This window comes from Paenibacillus agri, assembly GCF_013359945.1.
Taxonomy (GTDB): domain Bacteria; phylum Bacillota; class Bacilli; order Paenibacillales; family Paenibacillaceae; genus Paenibacillus_AQ; species Paenibacillus_AQ agri.
Window position 1 is genome coordinate 57,846 of sequence record NZ_JABWCS010000220.1, and the last position, 21,988, is coordinate 79,833.

Annotated in this window: 14 protein-coding genes and 1 other annotated feature; of the genes, 8 read left to right on the forward strand and 6 right to left on the reverse strand. The window is 50.5% G+C overall.

The features are described 5' to 3' along the window. Positions 1-86: 86 nt before the first annotated feature. From HPT30_RS25455 to pulA, 3 genes are all read left to right on the forward strand, one after another. Positions 87-362, forward strand: a complete 276-nt coding sequence (locus HPT30_RS25455; protein ID WP_175374104.1) for an HPr family phosphocarrier protein — start codon at positions 87-89, stop codon at positions 360-362. After that, positions 355-2,067 (forward strand): phosphoenolpyruvate--protein phosphotransferase, encoded by a 1,713-nt coding sequence (gene ptsP / locus HPT30_RS25460; protein WP_175374105.1) that lies wholly within the window; start codon positions 355-357, stop codon positions 2,065-2,067. The genes HPT30_RS25455 and ptsP overlap by 8 nt, the downstream gene beginning before the upstream one ends. Before the next feature lie 490 nt (positions 2,068-2,557). Continuing rightward, positions 2,558-4,954, forward strand: coding sequence for a type I pullulanase (gene pulA, locus HPT30_RS25465; protein WP_175374106.1), 2,397 nt, complete (start codon positions 2,558-2,560; stop codon positions 4,952-4,954). 163 nt (positions 4,955-5,117) lie between these two features. Here pulA and HPT30_RS25470 read toward each other — a convergent pair whose 3' ends face one another. From HPT30_RS25470 to HPT30_RS30510, 4 genes are all read right to left on the reverse strand, one after another. Next, positions 5,118-6,359, reverse strand: a complete 1,242-nt coding sequence (locus tag HPT30_RS25470; RefSeq protein ID WP_246317464.1) for a sensor domain-containing diguanylate cyclase — start codon at positions 6,357-6,359, stop codon at positions 5,118-5,120. Between the two features lie 329 nt (positions 6,360-6,688). Beyond that, the gene (locus HPT30_RS25475; RefSeq protein ID WP_175374108.1) at positions 6,689-7,861 is read right to left on the reverse strand and encodes an ABC transporter permease; all 1,173 of its coding nucleotides are present in this window, start codon (positions 7,859-7,861) and stop codon (positions 6,689-6,691) included. Beyond that, a complete protein-coding gene (locus tag HPT30_RS25480; RefSeq protein WP_175374109.1) occupies positions 7,862-8,557 on the reverse strand; it encodes an ABC transporter ATP-binding protein in 696 nt (231 codons plus the stop codon). Next, a complete protein-coding gene (locus tag HPT30_RS30510; RefSeq protein ID WP_175374110.1) occupies positions 8,554-10,068 on the reverse strand; it encodes an efflux RND transporter periplasmic adaptor subunit in 1,515 nt (504 codons plus the stop codon). Before HPT30_RS30510 ends, HPT30_RS25480 begins: the two co-directional genes overlap by 4 nt. A gap of 238 nt (positions 10,069-10,306) precedes the next feature. Next, positions 10,307-10,599: a binding site (T-box leader), on the forward strand. A 68-nt stretch (positions 10,600-10,667) separates the two neighbouring features. On the opposite strand from HPT30_RS30510, the gene pheS reads away from it, so the two are divergent. From pheS to HPT30_RS25510, 4 genes are all read left to right on the forward strand, one after another. Beyond that, a complete protein-coding gene (gene pheS, locus HPT30_RS25495; protein WP_175374112.1) occupies positions 10,668-11,702 on the forward strand; it encodes a phenylalanine--tRNA ligase subunit alpha in 1,035 nt (344 codons plus the stop codon). 37 nt (positions 11,703-11,739) lie between these two features. After that, positions 11,740-14,184, forward strand: coding sequence for a phenylalanine--tRNA ligase subunit beta (gene pheT / locus HPT30_RS25500; RefSeq protein ID WP_175374113.1), 2,445 nt, complete (start codon positions 11,740-11,742; stop codon positions 14,182-14,184). A gap of 204 nt (positions 14,185-14,388) precedes the next feature. Further along, the gene (gene zapA, locus HPT30_RS25505) at positions 14,389-18,069 is read left to right on the forward strand and encodes a cell division protein ZapA (protein WP_246317467.1); all 3,681 of its coding nucleotides are present in this window, start codon (positions 14,389-14,391) and stop codon (positions 18,067-18,069) included. Positions 18,070-18,206: 137 nt separating this feature from the next. Next, positions 18,207-19,046: a hypothetical protein gene (locus HPT30_RS25510; RefSeq protein WP_175374115.1), complete on the forward strand. Its 840-nt coding sequence runs from the start codon at positions 18,207-18,209 to the stop codon at positions 19,044-19,046. Between the two features lie 641 nt (positions 19,047-19,687). On the opposite strand, the gene HPT30_RS25515 is transcribed toward HPT30_RS25510, so the two are convergent. After that, positions 19,688-20,080 carry a cupredoxin domain-containing protein gene (locus tag HPT30_RS25515; protein ID WP_175374116.1) on the reverse strand — a complete coding sequence of 131 codons (393 nt, stop codon included), beginning with the start codon at positions 20,078-20,080 and terminating at the stop codon, positions 19,688-19,690. A gap of 244 nt (positions 20,081-20,324) precedes the next feature. Between HPT30_RS25515 and HPT30_RS25520 the strand changes: the two genes are divergently transcribed. Beyond that, complete coding sequence (locus HPT30_RS25520; RefSeq protein WP_175374117.1) at positions 20,325-21,467, forward strand: GGDEF domain-containing protein; 1,143 nt, start codon at positions 20,325-20,327, stop codon at positions 21,465-21,467. Between the two features lie 60 nt (positions 21,468-21,527). Here the strand turns inward: HPT30_RS25520 and HPT30_RS25525 are convergent, their stop codons facing one another. After that, a complete protein-coding gene (locus tag HPT30_RS25525) occupies positions 21,528-21,875 on the reverse strand; it encodes a phage holin family protein (protein ID WP_175374118.1) in 348 nt (115 codons plus the stop codon). Positions 21,876-21,988: the final 113 nt, after the last annotated feature.

The window sequence follows — 21,988 nt, forward strand, 5'->3', positions numbered from 1 at the left end:
TGGCCTGGCACTTCCTTTATAATTTAAAGGGAGTGCAAGGTCTTTCACCATAAATTAACTTATACCTAGAAAGCGAGTTGGATATTATGCAAACAACATTCAGAATTATCGACGAAGATGGAATTCACGCTCGTCCGGCAACAGCGCTGGTGAATACAGCTACAAAATTCAAAGGTACTGAAGCTTTTGCGGAAGCTAAAGGCAAGAAAGTAACACTGAAATCTATTCTGGGAGTATTGTCCCTTGGTCTTGAAGCTGGCGATACCTTGACTCTGATTACTGAAGGCAGCGAAGAAGCAGAAGCTTTGAACGCACTTCAAGAAATCATGGTTAAAGAAGGGCTGGGAGAAGTTCATGAGTAAGATTTCAGGAATCGCGGCTTCAGCAGGGATTGCAGTAGCCCGTGCGTTTATCCTGGAACACCCGGATTACTCCATTGCGAAGGCTGTCATCACCGATACTGAAGCGGAAGTTGCCAAGCTGAATGATGCATTGGAAAAGTCCAAAGCCGAGCTTACGGCCATCAAGGAACGCACTTTGGCTGAACTGGGCGAGAAGAAAGCGGAGATTTTCGAATCACATCTGCTGATTCTTGAAGACCCAGAGCTGATAAGCCCTGTTATTGATAAAATTCGTGAGGAACTGGTCAATGCAGATTATGCTTTGAATGTGGTTGCCGCACAATTTATTGAAATGTTCGAGAACATGAAGAGCGCGTACCTGCAGGAACGCGCTGCCGACATGCGAGATGTGACCAAGCGTGTGCTGAACCATTTGCTGGGCATTCACTATATCAGCCCAGCCGAGATCAGTGAAGAGACTATTGTCATTGCTGAAGATTTGACGCCATCGGATACGGCGCAACTAAATCGCCAGTATGTTAAGGGCTTCACGACTAACATTGGTGGGCGTACTTCCCACTCGGCGATTATGGCCCGCTCGTTGGAGATTCCGGCTGTTGTCGGAACGAAGAGTGTTCTCTCCCAGGTGAAGGCTGGCGATCTTGTGATCGTGGACGGACTTAACGGGGATGTCATTATTAACCCAACTGACGATGTAGTTGCTGAATATAAGAAGAAGCAAGAAGCTTACAATTTGCAAATTGCAGAATGGAAAAAGCTTCGTGATGAGCCGACCGTTTCAGCGGATGGCAAGCATGTGGAACTGGCTGCGAACATCGGAACTCCGAACGATGTGAACGGAGTTATCGACAATGGCGGGGAAGCCGTAGGTCTTTACCGTACAGAATTCCTCTACATGGGCCGTGACAAGCTGCCTTCCGAAGAGGTTCAGTACAATGCGTACCGCACGGTGCTGGAGAACATGAAAGGCAAGCCGGTTGTTGTGCGTACGCTGGACATCGGCGGTGACAAGGAACTGCCGTATCTGGATCTGCCGAAGGAAATGAATCCATTCCTCGGCTACCGTGCGATCCGACTTTGTCTGGATCGTCAGGATATTTTCCGCACACAGCTTCGCGCACTCTTGAGAGCAAGCGTGCACGGTGATCTGCGGATCATGTTCCCGATGATTGCTACGCTTGGTGAATTCCGTGCAGCCCGCGATTTGCTGCTTGAAGAGAAGAGCAAGCTGATTGCGGAAGGCAAGGAAGTCTCCGAGAACATCCAGCTCGGCATTATGGTGGAAATTCCATCCACTGCAGTGCTGGCTGACCAATTCGCCAAGGAAGTGGACTTTTTCAGTATTGGAACGAACGATTTGATCCAATACACAATGGCCGCTGACCGGATGAATGAGCAGGTATCCTATTTGTATCAGCCGTACAACCCGGCTATCCTGCGTCTCGTCAAAATCGTCATCGATGCTGCCCACGCCGAAGGCAAATGGACCGGCATGTGCGGCGAGATGGCTGGTGACAGCACAGCGATTCCGCTGCTGCTGGGTCTCGGTCTTGATGAATTCAGCATGAGTGCCACCTCCATCCTGCCGGCGCGCAGCCAGATTTCCAAGCTGTCCGCTGCTGATATGAAGGAATTGGCTGCTAAAGCGCTGCAACTCGGCACTGCTGAAGAAGTGGCTGCGCTGGTGCAAAGTATCAACAAGTAAGATTTCGCCAAGGTTTTCCCGTTTTACTCACTTTTCCGAACTCTTTTGCCGGCCCTTCGGGGCCGGTTTTTTTTATGGGTCGGGGTACTCCGCCAATATTTTATGCAGGAGAATCAATTTCATAAGTCCATTTCGGATTGAAATTTTCGGATTGAAATCCGCATTATGAAATTTGATTCTGTTATCTGGCGGACTTTATACTTTCTATACAACGGTTGTGTGTTCTTTGGACAACTTAAATGCACAGTGGTGTACGCCGATAGTATAGTAGTAGGTAGGAAGTATAGTGATACACCCAGACATGTGAACTTACGGTTACATATTATAGTAATATGTAGGGGCCCAACGAGTCATGAGTAGAAGCAAATACCTGATTACTTATAGATGTCTTGCAGAGCAGTGCAAGTATTAATATGGCGTCTAATGGAAATATATGGACTTAAAAGCTCCTTGTTTCAAGACAGGGAGTGACTCAGGATGGTGATTACAAATGAACAGCAATTATATAAATGCAGAATCTGCGGTGGAGCTTTACGAGGACAAGGATCTGGGTCTAACGTATACACCTGGGAGCAGTGTATTTAAAGTTTGGGCACCTGCGGCCTTTGCCGTGTCCCTGGTGTTGTATGAGACCGGTGGAAATAATCTTCCGGAAACTGGAAGCGGCATCAAGGACAACGGTAAGATCGTTCAGATGCAACGCCAGGTTACCGGCGTATGGCAAGCCACGGTTCACGATGATGTCAAAGGGAAGTACTACATGTACCGGGCTGTTTTCTCCGATGGAACCATCCGGGAGGCCGTAGACCCTTATGCAGTGGCCGTATCGGCTAACGGTACGCGGACAGCGATTGTAGACCTGAGAGATACCGATCCATTGCATTGGAATAGCGATATCTCGCCAAGGTTGGCTCATCCGGCAGACGCTGTTATTTATGAGCTGCATGTGCGTGATTTCTCCTCAGACAGTAGCTCGGGCATGCAGTACAAGGGACTTTTCAAAGCTTTCACAGAAACCGGACTAACGGATGCGGACGGAAATACCCTCGGTATTGACCATCTGGTCGAGCTGGGCATCACTCATGTGCATTTGCTGCCAGTGTTCGATTATCAGACAGTTGACGAGCTGAAGCAGGATGGCCCAAGTGCGGCAGCTCCGCATTTTACCGACTATAACTGGGGTTATGACCCGCAGAATTATAATGTCCCGGAAGGTTCTTATAGCACTAATCCTTCTGATCCGGCTGCCCGTATCCTTGAACTTAAGGAACTGGTGCAGGCGCTGCATAGTCACGGGATCGCTGTCATCATGGATGTAGTCTACAACCATACCTTTTCGGTGGAAAAAGGACCCTTTGATGGTCTGGCGCCAGATTATTTCTACCGCCGTGATGTGTACGGCCAATTATCGAATGGTTCAGGCGTAGGAAATGAAGTCGCTACGGAGCTTCCGATGGTGCGCAAATATATTAAAGATTCCCTGGCCTACTGGGCAACAGAATATCATATTGACGGCTTCCGGTTTGATCTTATGGGACTGATGGATCGTGTAACGATGCGGGAGATTGCCGAGGAACTGCGGCTGGAGATCAATCCCGAACTGCTGCTGTACGGCGAACCGTGGACGGGCGGAGATTCCCCACTGCCGGACAAAACGCTGAAGGGTGCGCAGCGAGGCAAAGGTTACGCAGTGTTCAATGACAACTTTCGTTCCGCCATTAAAGGGGATAGCGACGGCTGGGGTAAGGGCTTTGCCACCGGGGAATATGGTAAGGAAGGTGAGGTTGCGTCAGGTATTCAGGGGGCCATTTATGATTTTGCCGACTCGCCGGTGGAGACAGTGAACTATACTACAGCTCATGATAACCTCAACCTGTGGGATAAAATATTGACCGTTCAAGGCCTGCGCGAAAATGCCGCGCTGCCGGAACTGGAGAACGGTAGGCTGAAGAATGGAGGCAGCGTAGAGGCTGCTGTCGCGTTGGCTGATCCCTATGTCACTGTGGACAAAGGGGATGTTTTGAAGAATGAAACGGTTCGCCGTTCTCTTTTGGCCAATGGGATTGTGCTGACTTCACAGGGTATACCATTCCTCCATGCCGGGGATGAACTGCTACGCAGCAAATATGGCGACCATAACAGCTACCGGAGCAGCGATGCCATCAATGGGATTCGTTGGGGTAACAAGCAGGTATTCAAACCTGTATTTCAATATTATAAAGGCTTGATTGCCTTGCGGCGGTCCCATCCGGCCTTCCGTCTGCACGGACGTGAGGAGATTGAACGCTGTCTGGAAATTCTGCGCTGTGACAGCGGGATTGTATCCTATATACTCAAAAATCATGCGGGGGGCGACTCGTGGCGGAATATTGTTGTTATATTTAACGCCAATCCAGGGGCTGTAACTCTTAGTCTTCCAAATGTGGCTGAACGCTGGAATGTGGTGGCGGATCACTCTGCTGCCGGTCAAGATGCTTTCCGGCTGATTGAAGGCAGCGAGGTCGAGATTGAAGGGCTGTCCATGATGGTGCTATACGATGTGTATGGAGAACCGGCCCCCCGGTCCAAGACAGTCGAGGTGCATTATGAGCGTCCGGATGGCGATTACCGGGGCTGGAACTTGTGGGTATGGGATACTGGCATTCAGGATGGTCAGTGTGATTTTCGGGCATTGGAGGATGGACGTGCGGTAGCCCGCATAGAAGTGATGCCTGAAGTGGAATCCATTGGCTACATTCTGCGCCTGAATGACTGGGAAGAGAAAGACGGGGAAGGCGATCGCTTTATCGATTGTCCCCCAGGGGAAGATGTCATCCGGGTGTTGATCCTGGAGCGTGAACAAGGGAACGGCGGGGCGACCGTTGAACATTTGCAGCTAATGACCTAACGGAGATCGGCTGCTTTGCCAACATGGAAGTGCCTAAGCGGAAGCGCGACTAAGATGAAGTATACAATGAGTGTAAATTCAAAAAGGCTGTTCATCCGGTCCTATCGTAGCGGTAGTCCTGGTGAATAGCCTTTTAATTATTGGGGAGAAGCAGTCTGCCGCCTCAGTCATTCTTTTGCACAACATATTCTTCTTCCATATTCTGATTGTAGAGATTGGACTGATTACCGCCGCAGCTCTTGGAGTAGTACATTGCAACATCGGCGGCATGCAGTAGTTCATTGATGGTGTTGCCGTGCTGGGGGTAGAGCGCTACGCCAATGCTGGCCGAGGTGTGAAAGTCGGAGCTATTCTGTAAGGACCATGATTTGCTGAACAGATGAAGCACTCGTTTCAGCATTTCCTCAAGTCGTTCAGGGCTTGTGAAGCGGTGTAGTACCACTGCGAATTCATCTCCACCAATGCGGAAGGCCTGGCCCACGCCTTTGACCGTCTGCTGCAGCTCACCTGAGAGTAACTGCAGGAACTCGTCACCGGCAAGATGACCGAGTGTATCATTAAGCTGTTTGAAACGGTCGCAGTCGAGCATTGCAAGGGCAACTTCCTGTCTGCGCTCCGGTGGCTGCGAGATCAGATTTTCCATGTACATGATGAAATGCGCTCGATTGGGGATGGAGGTCAGATGATCATAGAAGGCTAGCTTGTGCAGCCGTTCTTCATATTGCTTCCGCTGGGTAATTTCCCGGGATACCAGCATGAATTGCGCTGGAAAGGCACCACTGTCCTGCACAGGTGTGACTTTGGTCTCCAGCCATACCCAATGCCCCTCGGATCCACGCATGCGAAGCTCTGAGGTCCGCGGTGTTCCCTGGACAATGCTTTTCAGCTTGGCCCAGGCGATTTCCGGTTCACGGATATAATTGGACAGAGGCGCGCCTTTTTGTGGAACATAGCCCAGAATAGCTGAGTGGGAAGGGGAGGCGTACAGAATCAGGCCGTTCGGATCAGTCAGAATAATGAAGTCGGACATTTTCTCACCGATCAACTGATAGAGGTTCTGTTCCTCCAGTTTTTCATTTTGGAGAGTAAGGATTTTGCGGCCCAGATAAATAATGACCAAAAGGAGTCCGGATAATAGAATTGTGAATAGGGCAAACAGGGTGACTTTCTTGCTTTGGAATTCATGGCCCAACTGTTCGGTATAACTCAGCTCCGTCTGATGAGGACCATGATCTTTACTAAGGATTTGTTTGGAGCTCTGGTACATCTCGCTGTCCAGTGTACCAGAAAGCTTGTTGAGGCTGTTATTCAAATAGACCAGTGAAGCGATGCTGATGCCGATCAGAAGCACAGAGATAGAGGAGAATAATAGAATCAATTTTCTTCGTATGCTGACTTCGTACATACCAGCCACTTTCATTCACTCCTTCAAACCTATTCGCGGTAGGAATTTCAGCCTCACCATATTACCCAGTACAAATGGTAGTTTTCTTTACTATACCAGAATTTGCAAATCTCACATATAGGTTTATCTATTATGTAAGATTTGTAGAAAACATAAAGCATTCATAGTTTCATCTGCTCAAAGTTCCAAAAATATTGAGGGGCCTGTTGCCTTATTCATATTCCGGATTCTGAGACCTAGTACATAGTTTTCAACACAAAAAACTGCCACCTACCCATAATTGTGGGAGGTGACAGTCGACCTGATAAGTCTTTAGGCCTTGCATATGCTTAATCAACACGAAGTGCATGAATCGGCCGCAGTCTTGCTGCCTTATTCGCGGGCATCATTCCGAAGACCACACCGATCAACAGGGAAAAGAGGAACGATACCAGCACCATATTCCAGGCGATGGATACCGAAAGCGGGGAATAGTGGCCGAGCAGCCAGCTACCCCCAACTCCAATTCCTACGCCGATGATCCCGCCGAGGCCACTAAGGACAACGGATTCGATCATAAACTGGGCCAGAATATCGAGCTTCTTGGCTCCAATCGCTTTGCGAACGCCAATCTCTCGTGTTCGTTCGTTAACGGATACGATCATAATGTTCATGATGCCGATGCCACCAACCAAGAGCGAGATTCCGGCGATGCCAGCGAGCGCCATCGACAGGGTATTAGTTGTAGAATTGACTGTATCCAGCATTTGCTGGGAGTCGAATACGGTGTAGGCATTGGTAGCATTGCTGAATTTAGCGGCCAAAATGCCTTCAAGCCGACTCTTAACCGTAGCTACTGTATCTGCTGAAGTGGTAGCAATCGTAATGGAGCGCACGCCTTTGCTTTGCAGCTGGCGTTCTGCTGTAGAGATCGGAATCAGGATCTTGTCGTCGTTGGAGCCCCCAAGGCTGCTGCCCTTGGTTTCCAGCAAGCCGACGATTTTGTAGCTGATGCCATTTAACTGGACCGTCTGCCCGACAGGACTATCTGTTCCGAACAAATCATTCGCTGTACTGGAGCCGATCAGAGCCACCTTTTGCCGATACTGGGTATCAATATCCAGCAGAAAACGTCCGGATTGGACGTGAAAATCCTTCACATCCTCATAGGAAGGCGTAATGCCTTCCACAGAGACACTAACATTATCCGTATTATGCTTGGCTGTCACATTGCCGCTGATTACTGGTGCGACATCCTTGACACCTGGTATATCGCCCAGCGCCAGCGCTTCATCGTAGGTGAGAGAGGTGGTTGCTCCGCGTCCGGTAATATTGACAGTCAATTGATTGGTCCCTAGTCCATTCAACTGCTCGGTTATTTGTGAGGTGGTGCCCTGGCCTACGGATACGAGAATAATGACGGAAGAGACGCCGATTATAATTCCCAGCATGGTGAGCAGAGAGCGGACCTTGCTGCTGTAGATGCTTTTTAATGCCATTCTCATGCTTTGAAATAACTTCACCTACGCCTTCCTCCGATCTTCTACGAGATTGCCATCCTGTATGCGTATGATGCGGTTGGCCTGTTCGGCGATCTCCAGGTCATGTGTAATCAGGATAATCGTATGGCCTTGCTCGTTCAGTTGTCTGATCATTCCCATCACTTCCTTGCCGGTCCGGGTGTCGAGCGCCCCGGTAGGCTCGTCGGCAAGCAGGATAGGCGGGGAGCCGGCCATCGCCCGCGCGATAGCCACCCGCTGCTGCTGTCCGCCGGACAGTTCGGCTGGCCGATGGTGCATGCGGTCACCCAGACCGACCTTGGTCAAAGCATCCTCGGCAAGCTGCCGTCGTTGCCGGTGTGATATTCCCCGGTAAACGAGCGGAAGCTCCACATTCTCCACCGCCGAGAGCTTCGGAAGCAGATTGAAGCTCTGAAAAATAAAGCCGATCTTCTCGTTACGTATGGCTGCGAGCTTGTTGTCGGATAGCTTGCGGATCTCTTGTCCGTCTAGAAGGTAGCTGCCTGTATCCGAAACATCCAGGCAGCCGAGCATGTTCATAAGTGTGGACTTGCCGGAACCGGAAGGGCCGATAATCGCTACGAACTCGCCAAAGTCTATCGTAAACGACAGGTTCTTCAGGATAGTCATCCGCTCACCAGCCATAGTATAGCCATGACTCATGTCACTGACCTCGATTAGCGTGCCTGATGTACTCATTGACCGCCACCCCGAGTCCCTGTACCGCCACCGCCTGTACCAGCACTGCCCGTACCAGTCCCGGCTCCGCCAGAGCCGCCAAAGCCACCACCGCCGTTTCTTCCGCCTGCACCGAAGCCACCAGTCCCTGGGATACCGCCAGTCGCACCGCCGCCAAAGCCGCCGAAACCACCAAAGCTACCGCCGCCTTGACCTTGCTGAGCTGCTGCGCTATTACCGGAAGAAATGACGGTTGGAATAACGACCTGATCTCCTTCTTTAAGGCCGCTGGTAATTTCCATGCGACTCTCGTCATGCAGGCCTACTTCAACAGTGATCATTCGTTGGGCAGGTGTTGTGCCAGCTCCAGTTCCTGCTTTACCGGCTTGCCCCATGCCTCCGCGGGTGCCTCGGGCACCGCCGCCGTAAGCCCCGGTTCCACTGCCTGCACCGCCAAAGCCGCCACGGCCCCCTGCTCCAGGGGTACTGCCCGAATCGGCACTGCTACCTTCTGTTCCGGGAGCTGCGCCGCCTGCACTACCGGGAACTTGCCCTGTACCTGCGGTCCCGGGATCTACCCCGGTGCCGACCTCTCCAGAGGTTGCCGGTACGGCGACCATGTAGGTGCCGTTTCTATCCCGGACTGCTTCAATGGGCACGGTTAGGACATCCTTTTTCTCAGCCGTGGTAATGGATACTTCCGCTGACATTCCTGCACGTGCTCCCTTGGAGTCTGTTAGATCAACCGTGACATCGAACAGAGACACACCATTGGAGCTGGTGCCTTCATTAGCAATAGCGCTCACCTTTCCCTGATACTTCTTATCCGGCAAAGCGTCCAGCTTAATGGTGGCCGGCATACCAAGCTCGATGGATGGAACGTCCAGCTCATCAACCTGAACGACAGCACTGAGATTGGAATAATCGGTAATGTCGATCAGTTCCGAGCCATCCATGGCTTTTTCACCATCCGAAATATTTACCGCCGTAACGGTTCCGTCAATCGTTGCAGTCAGTGGAGCAGGCGGCACCATGGATTCCTCCACAGAGGCAACTTTATACTTCTGATTCTCGATATCTGTCTTTGCTTTATCAAGCGAACGTTTGGAGCTTTTTACTTGATCCTCTGGAGCACCGCTATCAGCCAGCTTGTGATACTGTTCTCGCTTGTCTTCGAGGTCAAGCTCGAGATTGGCAAGGTTGTTTTTTTCCTGCCGGAGGTTATCACTGAGGTCTGCTCCTTCGAACGTAATCAGAGTCTGTCCCTTCTTGACGACATCGCCTTCCTTGACCAGCACCTTCAAGACTTTGCCGGAGTCCTTGGTTTTAACTTTGCCCGTACGGGGAGCTGTGACAGATCCTGCACCGGTAACACTCACCACAATGTCGCCTTTCGTGACAGCAGCCGTATTGAGGGGGATTTCTGCTAAAGCGTTGCTTTTGTCAGGCAGATAGGCATAAACCAGCAGTCCAGCTGTTACGACAGCCGCTGCCCCAATGGACAGTAGTGCTACTTTCTTCTTTTTCATCATTGTCCTCCGTTTAATCGTTAAATTTCTGGATCATTGCTTGCTGTCGCCTGAAAATATCAAATGTGGCTGAATGCTAGCTGAAAATTGTTGCCCAAACCGGCCATGAACCTTAAAGCCAGCTTAAAGGAAGATAAAGATTTGCCCAAATTTGTCCGGCTTGCCAATGCCAATGAATTTGCATATAATAAAGTGACATATCTTTTCATAGGGAAAGATCAATGCACATTTGAAAGAACTGCCAAATGCAGTGATGGAGAAGAGTACGCAGTGCCTGACTTACAGGGAGGAGACGCCGGTGATTGAGAGCGTTTCTAAGGATGCAGAGCTGCTGAAGTTCACTCCGGAGCAGTTCCCTGAAATTATCTAAGAGGCTCAGCTCTCTGGAAATGGGTAGGGGATACCGGCCGCAGACCGTTACTTCTGCATAAAGTGAGACAGGGCTGTTGTTAGTGAAGGGTGTAGATTATACTCTTCAACGAAACAGGCTATGCTGTCTAACAAGGGTGGTACCACGGTCTTTTCGTCCCTTACCGGGAGGAAAGGCCTTTTTTTGTTGGCTTGGCTGACTACACAATGATTGAAGGGGGCTGTACACGGCCATGAAAGAAAAGTTGGAAGCATTGAAGGCTGAGGCGCTGGCGAAGCTGCAGGAGGTCTCAGACCCGCAGGTACTTAATGACTTGCGCGTGAAATACCTGGGGAAAAAAGGTGAACTGACAGAGGTGCTGCGCGGCATGGGCAGCTTGAGCGCCGAAGAACGTCCGGTTATCGGGCAAGTTGCCAACATCGTCCGGGGTGCGATTGAAGAGATTATCGGAACCAAGCAGGAAGTTTTCCAACAGCAGGAGACGCAAAACCGTCTGCAAGCGGAGAAAGTGGATGTTACACTGCCAGGACGCCGTTTGCCGCAGGGCGGAATTCACCCGCTCAGCAGAGTGGTGCAGGGGATCGAAGATATTTTCATCGGCATGGGCTATCGTGTGGCTGAAGGTCCTGAAGTGGAGACGGATTATTATAACTTTGAGGCGCTCAACCTGCCGAAGAACCATCCGGCACGTGATATGCAGGACTCCTTCTACTTGACAGAAGACCTGCTCATGCGCACCCAGACTTCTCCGGTACAGATCCGCACCATGCAAGCCATGAAGGGAGAAGCTCCGGTAAAAATCATTTGTCCCGGCAAAGTATTCCGCCGCGATGATGATGATGCAACCCACTCCTTCCAGTTCCATCAGATTGAAGGTCTGGTGATCGGACGGAATATCCGTATGAGCGACCTGAAGGGCACACTTCAACAATTCGTACAGGAAATGTTCGGGCCAAGCACAGGCATTCGCCTGCGTCCAAGCTTCTTCCCGTTCACAGAGCCAAGCGTTGAGGTAGACGTGAGCTGCTTCAAATGTGGCGGCGAAGGCTGCCGTCTATGCAAGCAAAGTGGCTGGCTAGAAATCCTTGGTGCAGGAATGGTGCATCCGAATGTACTGCGTATGGGTGGTTATGACCCTGAGGAATTCAGCGGTTTCGCGTTCGGTATGGGCGTAGAGCGGATAGCAATGCTCAAGTACGGAATTGATGACATCCGTCATTTCTATAATAATGACATGAGCTTTGTGAAGCAGTTCAAGGGACTGTAGGCAATAAATACATTGAATTAAGAGGAAGTGAGCCGAAATGAAAGTATCAACGTCATGGTTGAGTGATTATATATCGCTGGATGGAGTAACCGCCGATGAGCTGGCTGAGAAGATTACGGCTGCAGGCATCGAGATCGACGGTGTGGAAAATCGTAATAAAGGCATTACCGGCATTGTTACCGGCTATGTCAAATCTAAAGAAAAACATCCGGACGCGGACAAATTGAATGTCTGCATCGTTGACGCCGGACAGGGCGAAGATCTGCAAATCGTCTGCGGCGCGAAGAACGTCGAAGCCGGACAAAAGGTTCCTGTTGCGCTTGTAGGCGCAAAGCTACCGGGACTTGTGATCAAGAAAGCGAAGCTGCGCGGCGTGTTGTCCCAAGGGATGATCTGTTCCGCCAAAGAGCTGGGCCTGAATGACAAGCTGTTGCCGAAGGAATTACAGGAAGGCATTCTTGTACTTCCGGAATCTACGGAAATTGGTCTGGATATTACCAAGGTGCTAGATCTGAACGACGAGGTGCTGGAGTTTGACCTGACACCGAACCGTTCCGACTGTCTCAGCATGATTGGTGCTGCTTACGAGGTAAGTGCAATTCTTGGCCGTGAGCTGAAGCTTCCACAGCCAGAGAAGGATATCGTGGAGGCGGGTGGTTCTGCCGCGAATGATATTTCCGTTCGAATTCTTAATGAAGAACTGTGCAGCCATTATACTGCACGATACATTACAGGTGTTAAGCCCGCTGCTTCCCCGCTCTGGATTCAGAACCGTCTGATGGCAGCAGGTGTGCGTCCTATCAACAATATCGTGGATATTACTAACTACGTGATGCTTGAATACGGACAGCCGTTGCATGCTTTTGATGCGGATACCATTGATGGAGGCATCCTTGGCGTGCGTCTTGCGGATGAAGACGAAGTGCTGACCACACTGGACGGGCAAGAGCGGAAGCTGGAGCCGCATATGCTGGTAATTACCGACGCGGCAAAAGCCGTGGCGCTTGCTGGAGTGATGGGCGGTTTGGAGACCGAAGTCACGGGTAGCACCGTGAATATCGTGCTGGAATCGGCCAAGTTTGACGGCGGCACGGTCCGCAAAACTTCACGCCAGCTTGGCCTTCGTTCCGAAGCCTCGCTGCGTTTTGAGAAAGAAGTGGACCCGAATAGAGTTATTCCGGCTCTTAACCGTGCAGCAGCGCTTATTGCCAAGTATGCAGGTGGTACGGTGCATGAAGGAATCATTCAAGCAGGAACTGACGTTGTGGAAGAGAAGGTCCTCACGCTGTCGCTGGATAAGCTGAACCGTTACCTTGGTACAGACTTGTCCCTGCTGGAAGTCAAAACATTGTTCGGACGGCTGCATTTCAAATGCGGTGATGCCGCACAAGGGCTGATCGAGGTGCAAGTGCCTACAAGACGCGGTGATATCAGCTATGATGTGGATCTTATTGAAGAAATCGCTCGTCTCTACGGGTACGGTAATATCCCTACAACGCCGATTGAAGGTCCTACCACTCCTGGAACCTTGACCAGATCACAAGCGATTCGTCGTGAAGTCCGCCGTCTGCTATCGCATGGCGGTTACCAAGAGGTGCTGGGCTACTCCTTCATTCAGCCGGAACAAAGCAAGCTGTTTCCTGCGTTGACCGGTGAGGGCCTGGCTGTGAAGCTGGCGATGCCGATGAGCGAAGAGCGCAGTGTGCTGCGAACCAGCCTTCTGCCTCAGTTGCTTGATATTGCCGGATACAATACAAATCGCCGCCAAAGCGATCTGGCACTGTTTGAGATCGGAAATGTGTTCTACACGGAAGAAGAAGTGCTGACTCGTCAACCTCATGAGTTGCCGATGCTTGGTTTACTGCTGAGCGGAACGCGCGCTGCTAAACAATGGAACGTGCCAGTGCAACCGGTTGACTTCTTCGACCTGAAGGGTGCTCTTGAGACCGTCTTCGACCACTTGGGGCTTACTGGCCGAGTGGTCTATGAAGGGGATGCGCCGGAAGGCTATCACCCGGGACGCTCTGCTTCGATCCTTCTGAAAGGACCTGAAGGAGCAGTTAGAATCGGAACGCTGGGCCAGCTTCACCCCGACCTGCAGCGTAAGCTTGATCTGACCGATACTTATGTCGCTGAAGTTTCGCTGCAGCCGCTGTATGAAGCGGCCCGGAATAAGCTGCAATATCATGAACTGCCAAGATTCCCAGGAGTAGAGCGGGATATCGCGGTGGTTGTAGACACAGCTGTACCAGCTGGTCAATTGATGGATTCCATCCGTGAGAACGGAGGAAGCCTGCTACAGAACGTACAGGTATTTGATCTCTATACCGGCGGCAAGCTGGAGAGTGGGAAGAAGAGCGTGGCTATCTCTCTGGTGTACCGTCATAATGAACATACTTTGACGGATGAAGAGGTTGCAGAAGTGCATGATAAAGTACTATCCGAGCTTCAGCAAACTTTTGGCGCAGAATTGAGAAAGTAGCAGGAATTGTGTAAAGCCGCAGCGAATCCATTAGAAACCGAGATTCGCCGCGGCTTTTTTTCATGCAGCAAACATGCGGAATCCCGGTTCAATCTACTGATTCGAGCATCATTTTTGCTAAATGATTAACTATACAGATACAATGGAAGCAGGGAGACCAGCTTAGAATCTGCACATATATAAAGGAGGGCACAACCTGTGGCTATGGACCGGACACGTGTCGCCGTGGAGATATACGGAACTTCTTATAAACTTGTAGGAAGCAGTAGTGAATATATGAAACAGGTTGCAGACTATGTGGATGAACACATGCGTGCAATCTCTAAATCCCATAACCGGCTGGATACACCGCGCATTGCTGTGCTTGCTGCTGTACATATGGCCGAGCAGGCGCTTCAGGTGCAGGACATTAAGAACGAAGTGAAAATGCTGACCGGGGAACGCAGCGAACTGCGGGTGGAGGTTTCGCGCCTGCTGGAGGTGCAGCGGGAACGGCAGGAGGAGTATGAACGTCTGGATGCTGCCGCCAAGGAAGAGGCGAAGCGGCTGATCGCTACGGCGGAGGAAGAGCGCAAACGGCATTTGGAAGCACAGGAGCAGGAGAAAGCCCTGCATCTTCAGCAGCTGCAGGAAGCGGAGCAGGCTGCCGATGACGTCCGGCGCAAGCTGACAGAGGATCTTCAGTCCCGTGAGCAGGAGCTTAAGGACTTGAAGGCTGGCTATGAGCAGGAACAGAAGGCCCAGCGGGAGAGCCACCGCCAGGAGCTGGCCGAGGCAGAAGCTGCACGTCTGGCAGAGGTTGAAGATCTGAAGGCTACACATCTTCTCGAACTGGAGGGCATTCAAGAGGCCCTGGTGCAGGAGAAAGTGGAGGCACTGGCCGTTGCCGATAAAGAGCTTGCGGCAACCCGAGAATCCCTTGGCAAAGAGCTGGAAGAAGTTCGAGCGCTTCTTGGTCAGGAATTGGCAGATACGAAGACTGCGCTTGGTAAGGAGCTAGAGGATACGAAGACTCAGCTTGGCCAAGCGTTAGAAGAAGCCAAATCGACGCTGGGCAAGGAGCTTGAAGATACAAAGGTTGAGCTTGATAAGGAACAGGCTAAGAACAAGGAGCTGCGCCAGACACAGGGAGCTCAGGAGCACAGGCACAAGCAGAGCATGCAGGAGCTGGAGAAGCAATTGGCCGAACTGCGCGGCGGTACTGGACAGCTTCAGTCCAGACTGCGGGCTGCGGAAGCTGGAGTCAAGAGCGAACGAGAAGCGCGTCTTACTTTGCTGGAACAATATGAAGTTATTGTCAAGCGCGAGGAACAGCTCAGCGGAGAGCTTCAGACTGCAACAGCGCTTAGCGAGACGCTTAGTGGCGAACTGGAAGAAGTGCGTCAGCGCTATGATTCCTCGCAAAATGAAGTTGCAGTGCTGCGAGGCTCACTTGAAGAGGCTGAGAGCAGCTTAAGTGCTGTTCAGGCAGAACTGCGTACAGCTAACGAACTGGGTGAGATGCTGGACGCTGAGCTGGAAGAAGTGCGTCAGCGTTATGAAGCCTCGCAGAATGAGGTTACAGTGCTGCGCGGATCCCTTGAGGAAGCTGAGAGCAATCTGAGCGCAGTTCAAGGAGAATTGCGCACGGCCAACGAGATAGGTGAAGCCTTGGATGTTGAGCTGAAAGAACTACGCCAGCGCCATACCGCTTCGCAAGAGGAGGTCGCGGTGTTCCGTGAGGCTCTGGAAGAGGCTAAAAACAGCGTGAGCCATGTGCAGGCAGAACTGCGCTCGTCCACGGAGCTGGGCGAGATGTTGGACACTGAGCTGGAAGAGCTGCGCCAGCTTCATGTTGCTTCACAAGAGGAAGTTAAGGAGCTGCGGGAACTTCTTACTGCTTCACAAGAGAAGGTTAAAGAGCTAAGCGATTCTCTTGAGGAAGCTGAGAGTAACTTGAGAGCGGTGCAGGAAGAATTGAGCACAGCGAGCGAGCTGGGTGAGATCTTGGACAGAGAATTGAAGGAGCTGCAGCAGCTTCATGCCGCTTCACAAGAGGAAGTTAAAGAGCTGCGCCAGCGCCATGCTGATTCACAAGAAGAGGTTAAGAAGCTGCGTGGTTCTCTTGAGGAAGCTGAGGGGAACTTGAGAGCGGTGCAGGAAGAATTGAGCACAGCCAGCGAGCTGGGCGAAGTTTTGGATACTGAGCTGAAGGAGCTGCAGCAGCTTCATGTAGCTTCACAAGAGGAAGTTAAGGAGCTGCGCCAGCTCCATGCTGATTCGCAAGAGGAAGTTAAGGAACTGCGTGGTTCTCTTGAGGAAGCTGAAGAGAACTTGAGAGCGGTGCAGGAAGAATTGAGCACAGCGAGCGAGCTGGGCGAAGTCTTGGATACTGAGCTGAAGGAGCTGCAGCAGCTTCATGCCGCTTCACAAGAGGAGATTGCGGGGCTCCGTGAAGAACTGCAAGAATCCAAGGGCAGCCTGAGCAGTGTGCAGGAAGAGCTGCGCTCGTCAACGGAGCTAAGCGAGATGCTGGATGGTGAGCTGGAAGAACTACGCCAGCGCCATGTAGCTTCGCAAGAGGAAGTTAAGGAGCTACAAAGTTCTCTTGAGGAAGCCGAGAGCAATCTTAGTTCAGTGCAGGAAGCATTAAGCACAGCGAACGAACAGGGTGCAGTCTTCAATACTGAGCTGAAAGAGCTACGCCAGCGCCATGCTGATTCACAAGAGGAGATCACGGGGCTCCGTGATGATCTGCAAGAATCCAAGGGCAGTCTGAGCCAGCTTCAGAACGAACTTCAGTCTTCAACTGATCTTGGCGAGATGCTGGACGCTGAATTGGAAGAGTTGCGTCAGCGTTATACTACGTCACAGAATGAAGTGACAGTGCTGCAGGATGCTCTGGAAGAAGCTAAGAACAGCTTGCTCCGTGTCCAAGAAGAACTGCGTTCGACAACAGAGCTTGGCGAGGTGCTGAATTCGGAACTGGAGGAGCTGAGCGAACGTTATGATCTTTCGGTGAAGGAAGCTTCGGATCTGCGAACCTCCCTGGGGGAAACTGGTGACAGTCTGAGCCAGGTACAGCAAGAGCTTGACCGTGCTGTGAGTGAGGCGGTTTCTTATAGAGGGCTTGCTGAGAAGCGTATGGATGAAATCAATGAGCTGGAAATGAGTCTCCTGGAGACAGAGGACAAGGCTCAGGGGCTAAACCGCGAAACCGAGAACCTGCGAGGCCAGTTGAACAGCTTGGTGAACAAGCTAGATGACGAAGTTACCCGGCGTGCGGAAGCAGAGCGGCAAAACGGAGTGCTGATCGGCGAGGGAGAGCAAGTGCGCAAGGATCTGGCAGCATTGCAAGTCCGTTATGAGGACATGATCTCACAGTATGATGAAGTTCTTCAGGACGGGGAGCGTCTTCAAGAGCGATACCGTCTGCTGGAGGAGGAACGCGAGGAGATGGCGGTCCGCCTCGAAGAGCTGTCTGAGGCCGGTCGCGAAGCGGCGGCTGCGGCAGCCGAGCAGCAGAATGTGCTAAAAGAAGCTCAGGAGTACGGAGCTTCCTGGAAGCACAGATATGATGAGCTGGCAGCGCGTCAGCAGCAGTGGGCCGAGGCGGAAGCCAAGCTGCGCGAGGAGATCGAGATCTGGCAGCAGGAGGCCACAGAGGCTGAGGCGAAGCGGGAAGCGGCACATCAAGAGCATAGCACGGTACTGGCGCAGCTGAACGAGGTTGGGGAGCATTACGAGCTGGTGCAAGGCCAACTCCGTTTGCTCCAGATTCAGTCCCAGGTTAATCAGGACGAATTGGACAAGCTCAATCAGGAATATCGTAGCCTGCAGGCGGAATATTCCAAGCTGCAGCTTGAATATAATGAATGGATTCAACTGATCGAGCAGGACAGTTGAATAACGGATGAAGGTAGAAAAGCCGGTCCCAACGCGTAAGCGTGCGGGGCCGGCTTTTTTAGAGAAACAAAGAAATTCACTTCCATATTCTGCAACTTTGTCCAGCTTCGAGTCGTCTGAAGAACGAGGTGATACCGATGAAACTAAAGCGTAATTTAGTGCTGCTACCAGCCATACTGGTTCTGCTGATTACAGGCTGTGGGGATGTGGAGAAGGGAAATGCTTCTACATCAACTGCTTCTGCCGGGTTGAAAGCCGCGGAGGAGACTGCTGAGGGAGCGGAGCCGAATACAACATTCGAGCCCAAAAGGGACTATAAACAAAATAACAATCAAAAACGAGAACAAAACTGTTCTTACGCTATTATCGAATGGGTAGATATCTTGATGATCAACGATATCAAATACGAGCGGAATTATGAAGGTACACAAGAGGTTAAAGCTGATCAGATCGGCAAAAAGGTAGGGGAGGTAGCCTACATGCTGAACGACAATGCTTGTTCTGGCCATATCACGGTGAATGGAGATGCAGCTTTTCTGCCAGTTGGCACTGAGATTTATGAACTGAAAGGATACCGGCCAGAGTTTCGGGTGGTGGCTAACCATTCTATCTATGAAGTGAGCGACAATCCCCAAGCGCAGACTATTGGCGATTTACTCGATATTGGGGGGAAGATTAGTAAAGTCAGTATTGAGAGTGGGAATGACGGAAGTTGGATCAGGGATTTTGATCCTGAGGCAGCGAAGGTCTTTGAAGAAGAGTTGTTAAGCATAAGGGCATCTGATTTTAAGGAGATTTATGCTGTAACAAGCCGCACGAAGAATGAGTGGCGGATTTTTCTGCGTGTTCATCTCCAGGATGGCACCTCACTGCGGATGGTCTTTTATCCAGAAGCTAATGCCATTCACCCAGGAGGATTTGGGACCGAGAAGCTGAAGGAGATTATCCTCTCGCAGAAATTTGCTGATGGGAAATAAACTGGATTGTCTGCTGAAGAGACCAACTACGGTAAATAGACTGTAGTGACTGAGTGTGATAAGTGAGAGTAGTAACTGGGAGTAATAAGTGAGAGTAGTAACTGGGAGTAATAAGTGAGAGTAGTAAGTGGGAGTAATAAGTGAGAGTAGTAAGTGGGAGTAATAAGCGAGAGTAGTAAGTAGGAGTAATAAGTGAGAGTAGTAAGTAGGAGCAATAAGTGGGAGTAGTAAGTGAGAGTAGTAAGTGAGAGTAGTAACTAGCTCTCCTCAAGCAGGCGCTTCAGCAGTCTATAGTAGAATAACTGGAATTTCTCCTGTTAAATTAAGGATTACATGCAGTTTGTGAAGATTAACTGGAAAAACTCCCGTTAATATCGCATATTGGAGCAAAAGAGCAGTCCAAAGTGCGAAATAACAGGAGTTTTTCCATTTAAAATAAGGAATAAGGATTGATTTGACGAAATAACAGGAACAATTCCCGTTATTTCCGTAAGGTTCATGCTGCCCCAAGGCAAGCAGATGTTCTCCCAGCCGCTATCTCCTGCATACTACCGCCACTTTGCACTACCTAACCACAGTACCTAACCGCAGTACCTAACCGCCCCACCTAATGGCTCTACCTGGTCAGCTCCTCCCAGTCCTCACTCCTCGACGATCACATTTGCGATCATGCCGGTATGGCCGGCGCCGCACATGATGGAGCAGGTCATTTGAAAGGTTCCGGTTTCCTCCGGGACGATGACCTTTTTATTTTTTTTGCCGCTTAGTTGCAGATTCAGCTCGGGAACGAGAATGCCGTGATTACCGCTTTCATTTTCGAAAATAATTTTGACGGGTACACCCTTCTTCAGGTGGTACTCCTCTTGGTCGAAGCTGTAGTTTTTGGCCTTGATGACGAGTTCGGTCTCAGCTTGAATCTCAGGTTCCTTTGCAGCGTTAGTGCTGCTCCCGGCGGCGTTGCTCCCGCTATTGGCGCAGGCGGCGAGAATCAGAATACAGAATAATGCCAGAAAAAGTGCAAATTTAGACTTCATTTTGCTCCCCCTCACCTGAAGAATGGTTAAATGTGACAATTCTGTAGACATCATAACTTAAAAATTTAGGAAGCGCTCTATAAAGTTGTGAAAAGTTGGTGAACAGAGTGAGGTGTGCTGAAGGTATAATAATCGACATTTTTCGCAAATTATTTGTCGAAGAATGCAAATAAATGATGCAAAAACAATTTAAATTTATTATAATGTAAACTATTATATCATGGGTTAGAAGTAGGGGATCCACATGATCGCAGCAACTGATTCGCTGAATGCGGAGGTCTGGCACCGTAAAATAATGAATGGGTATTGGATTGTGTTGGCTTTCATGCTGATCGCCCAAGTTCTCTTTGTGCTGTGTGCGGATCAGCTTAGACTGAAGAGTAGTCCAGGGACTGAAAGCGGCTATTTGTTCATTGCTTCCAATATCCTGATTGTTATTTGTGTGGCTTCTGCGGAGATTTGGCTGCGTTCCACCTTGCAGTATAACAAGCAAGCCATTGTTGGCTGCGGTTTTATCATTTCTTATTTATTTTATTTTGTAATAGAGCCTTTTGTGGACGGTGCCCAGATGGCGCTGATGATGCCGATCATGATTTCGTTAATTTATTTTGATCGTAAGCTTCTGTACACATTGGGCCTTTTTAGCATTTTCTTTTACGCTGCGGTATATTTCGGGCTGGAACGAGTGTACTTGAAGAAACCGTTGCTCGAATTTATTGCTATGGAGTTTGTTTTCTTACTCTTTTTGCTTATGGCACGGGCTGTGATTATAAGGTCGAAGGAAACCGGGGAATACTTGGAGCAGCTGACGAAATCGGAACAAGGCCTGCTGGTAGAGCGGGCTATTTCGGACAAGCTGTTGAAGATTGATGCGCTGACTGGGTTGTACAATCACAAGACCTTTCATGAATACCTTGATTCTTTGCTGGAACAGTGTGAGAACAACGGGCTAATGCTGCAACTAGCGTTGTTTGATATTGATAACTTCAAGCGGGTGAACGATACTTACGGGCATTGGGTCGGTGATTTGGTGCTGAAGGAAGTCGCAGCCAAAGTGGGCGGGAAGATCGGGCTTAATGATTTTGCGGCGCGTTACGGCGGAGAAGAGTTTGCGGTTATTTTTACAGACCGGAACTGTTCTGAAGCTTACAGTGCAGCAGAGGAGCTGCGGTTAACCATCGAGCAGATGGAGCATCCCTATGCGGGCGGCCATCCTATAACGGTTAGTATCGGTTTATGCCGTTATCAGCTTGGCGACGGTAAGGAACAGTTGTTTCGCAAGACGGATGATGCGTTGTATCAGGCGAAAAGATCCGGCAAGAACAGAGTCGTTACATCTTCTGTTGATCCACAAGAAGCTAATATCCTGTCCTACGGACGAATATGAACAGCCCCCCTCTCCGGTGTAACCGGAAGAGGGGGGCTGTATTCGCGCTTGAGGCGATCGTTATTTAGCAGCTTCAAACGGTGTGGATACCGGCAGGAACAGGTCGATAATACCGATGACCAGAGCTGCCAGAATCGCGCCAAGAATGGTAACACTAACACCGCTGACTACAAACTGCGCGATCCAGATAACTAGCGCGCTGACGAGAAAACCGACAATACCCCGACCAAACGGCGTCGCTTTTCTGCCGAAAATCCCTTCGACCACCCAGCCAAGCAGGGCAATCACAAGTGCCAGAACCAAAGCGCTCCAGAAGCCGCCGATGGTGAATTGGGGAACAATCCAGCCGACGATGAGCAAGACAATCGCTGATACAACAAAACGGACTACATGACCTAAAAATCTCACTGGTTTAACCTCCTTTGGCTCAAGCTAAGGATATGTGCAGTTGTTATTATGACCCGGATACGGAATTGTTATGTTGGGAAACGATACCCAAATAGCGAAAATCGCCCATATTC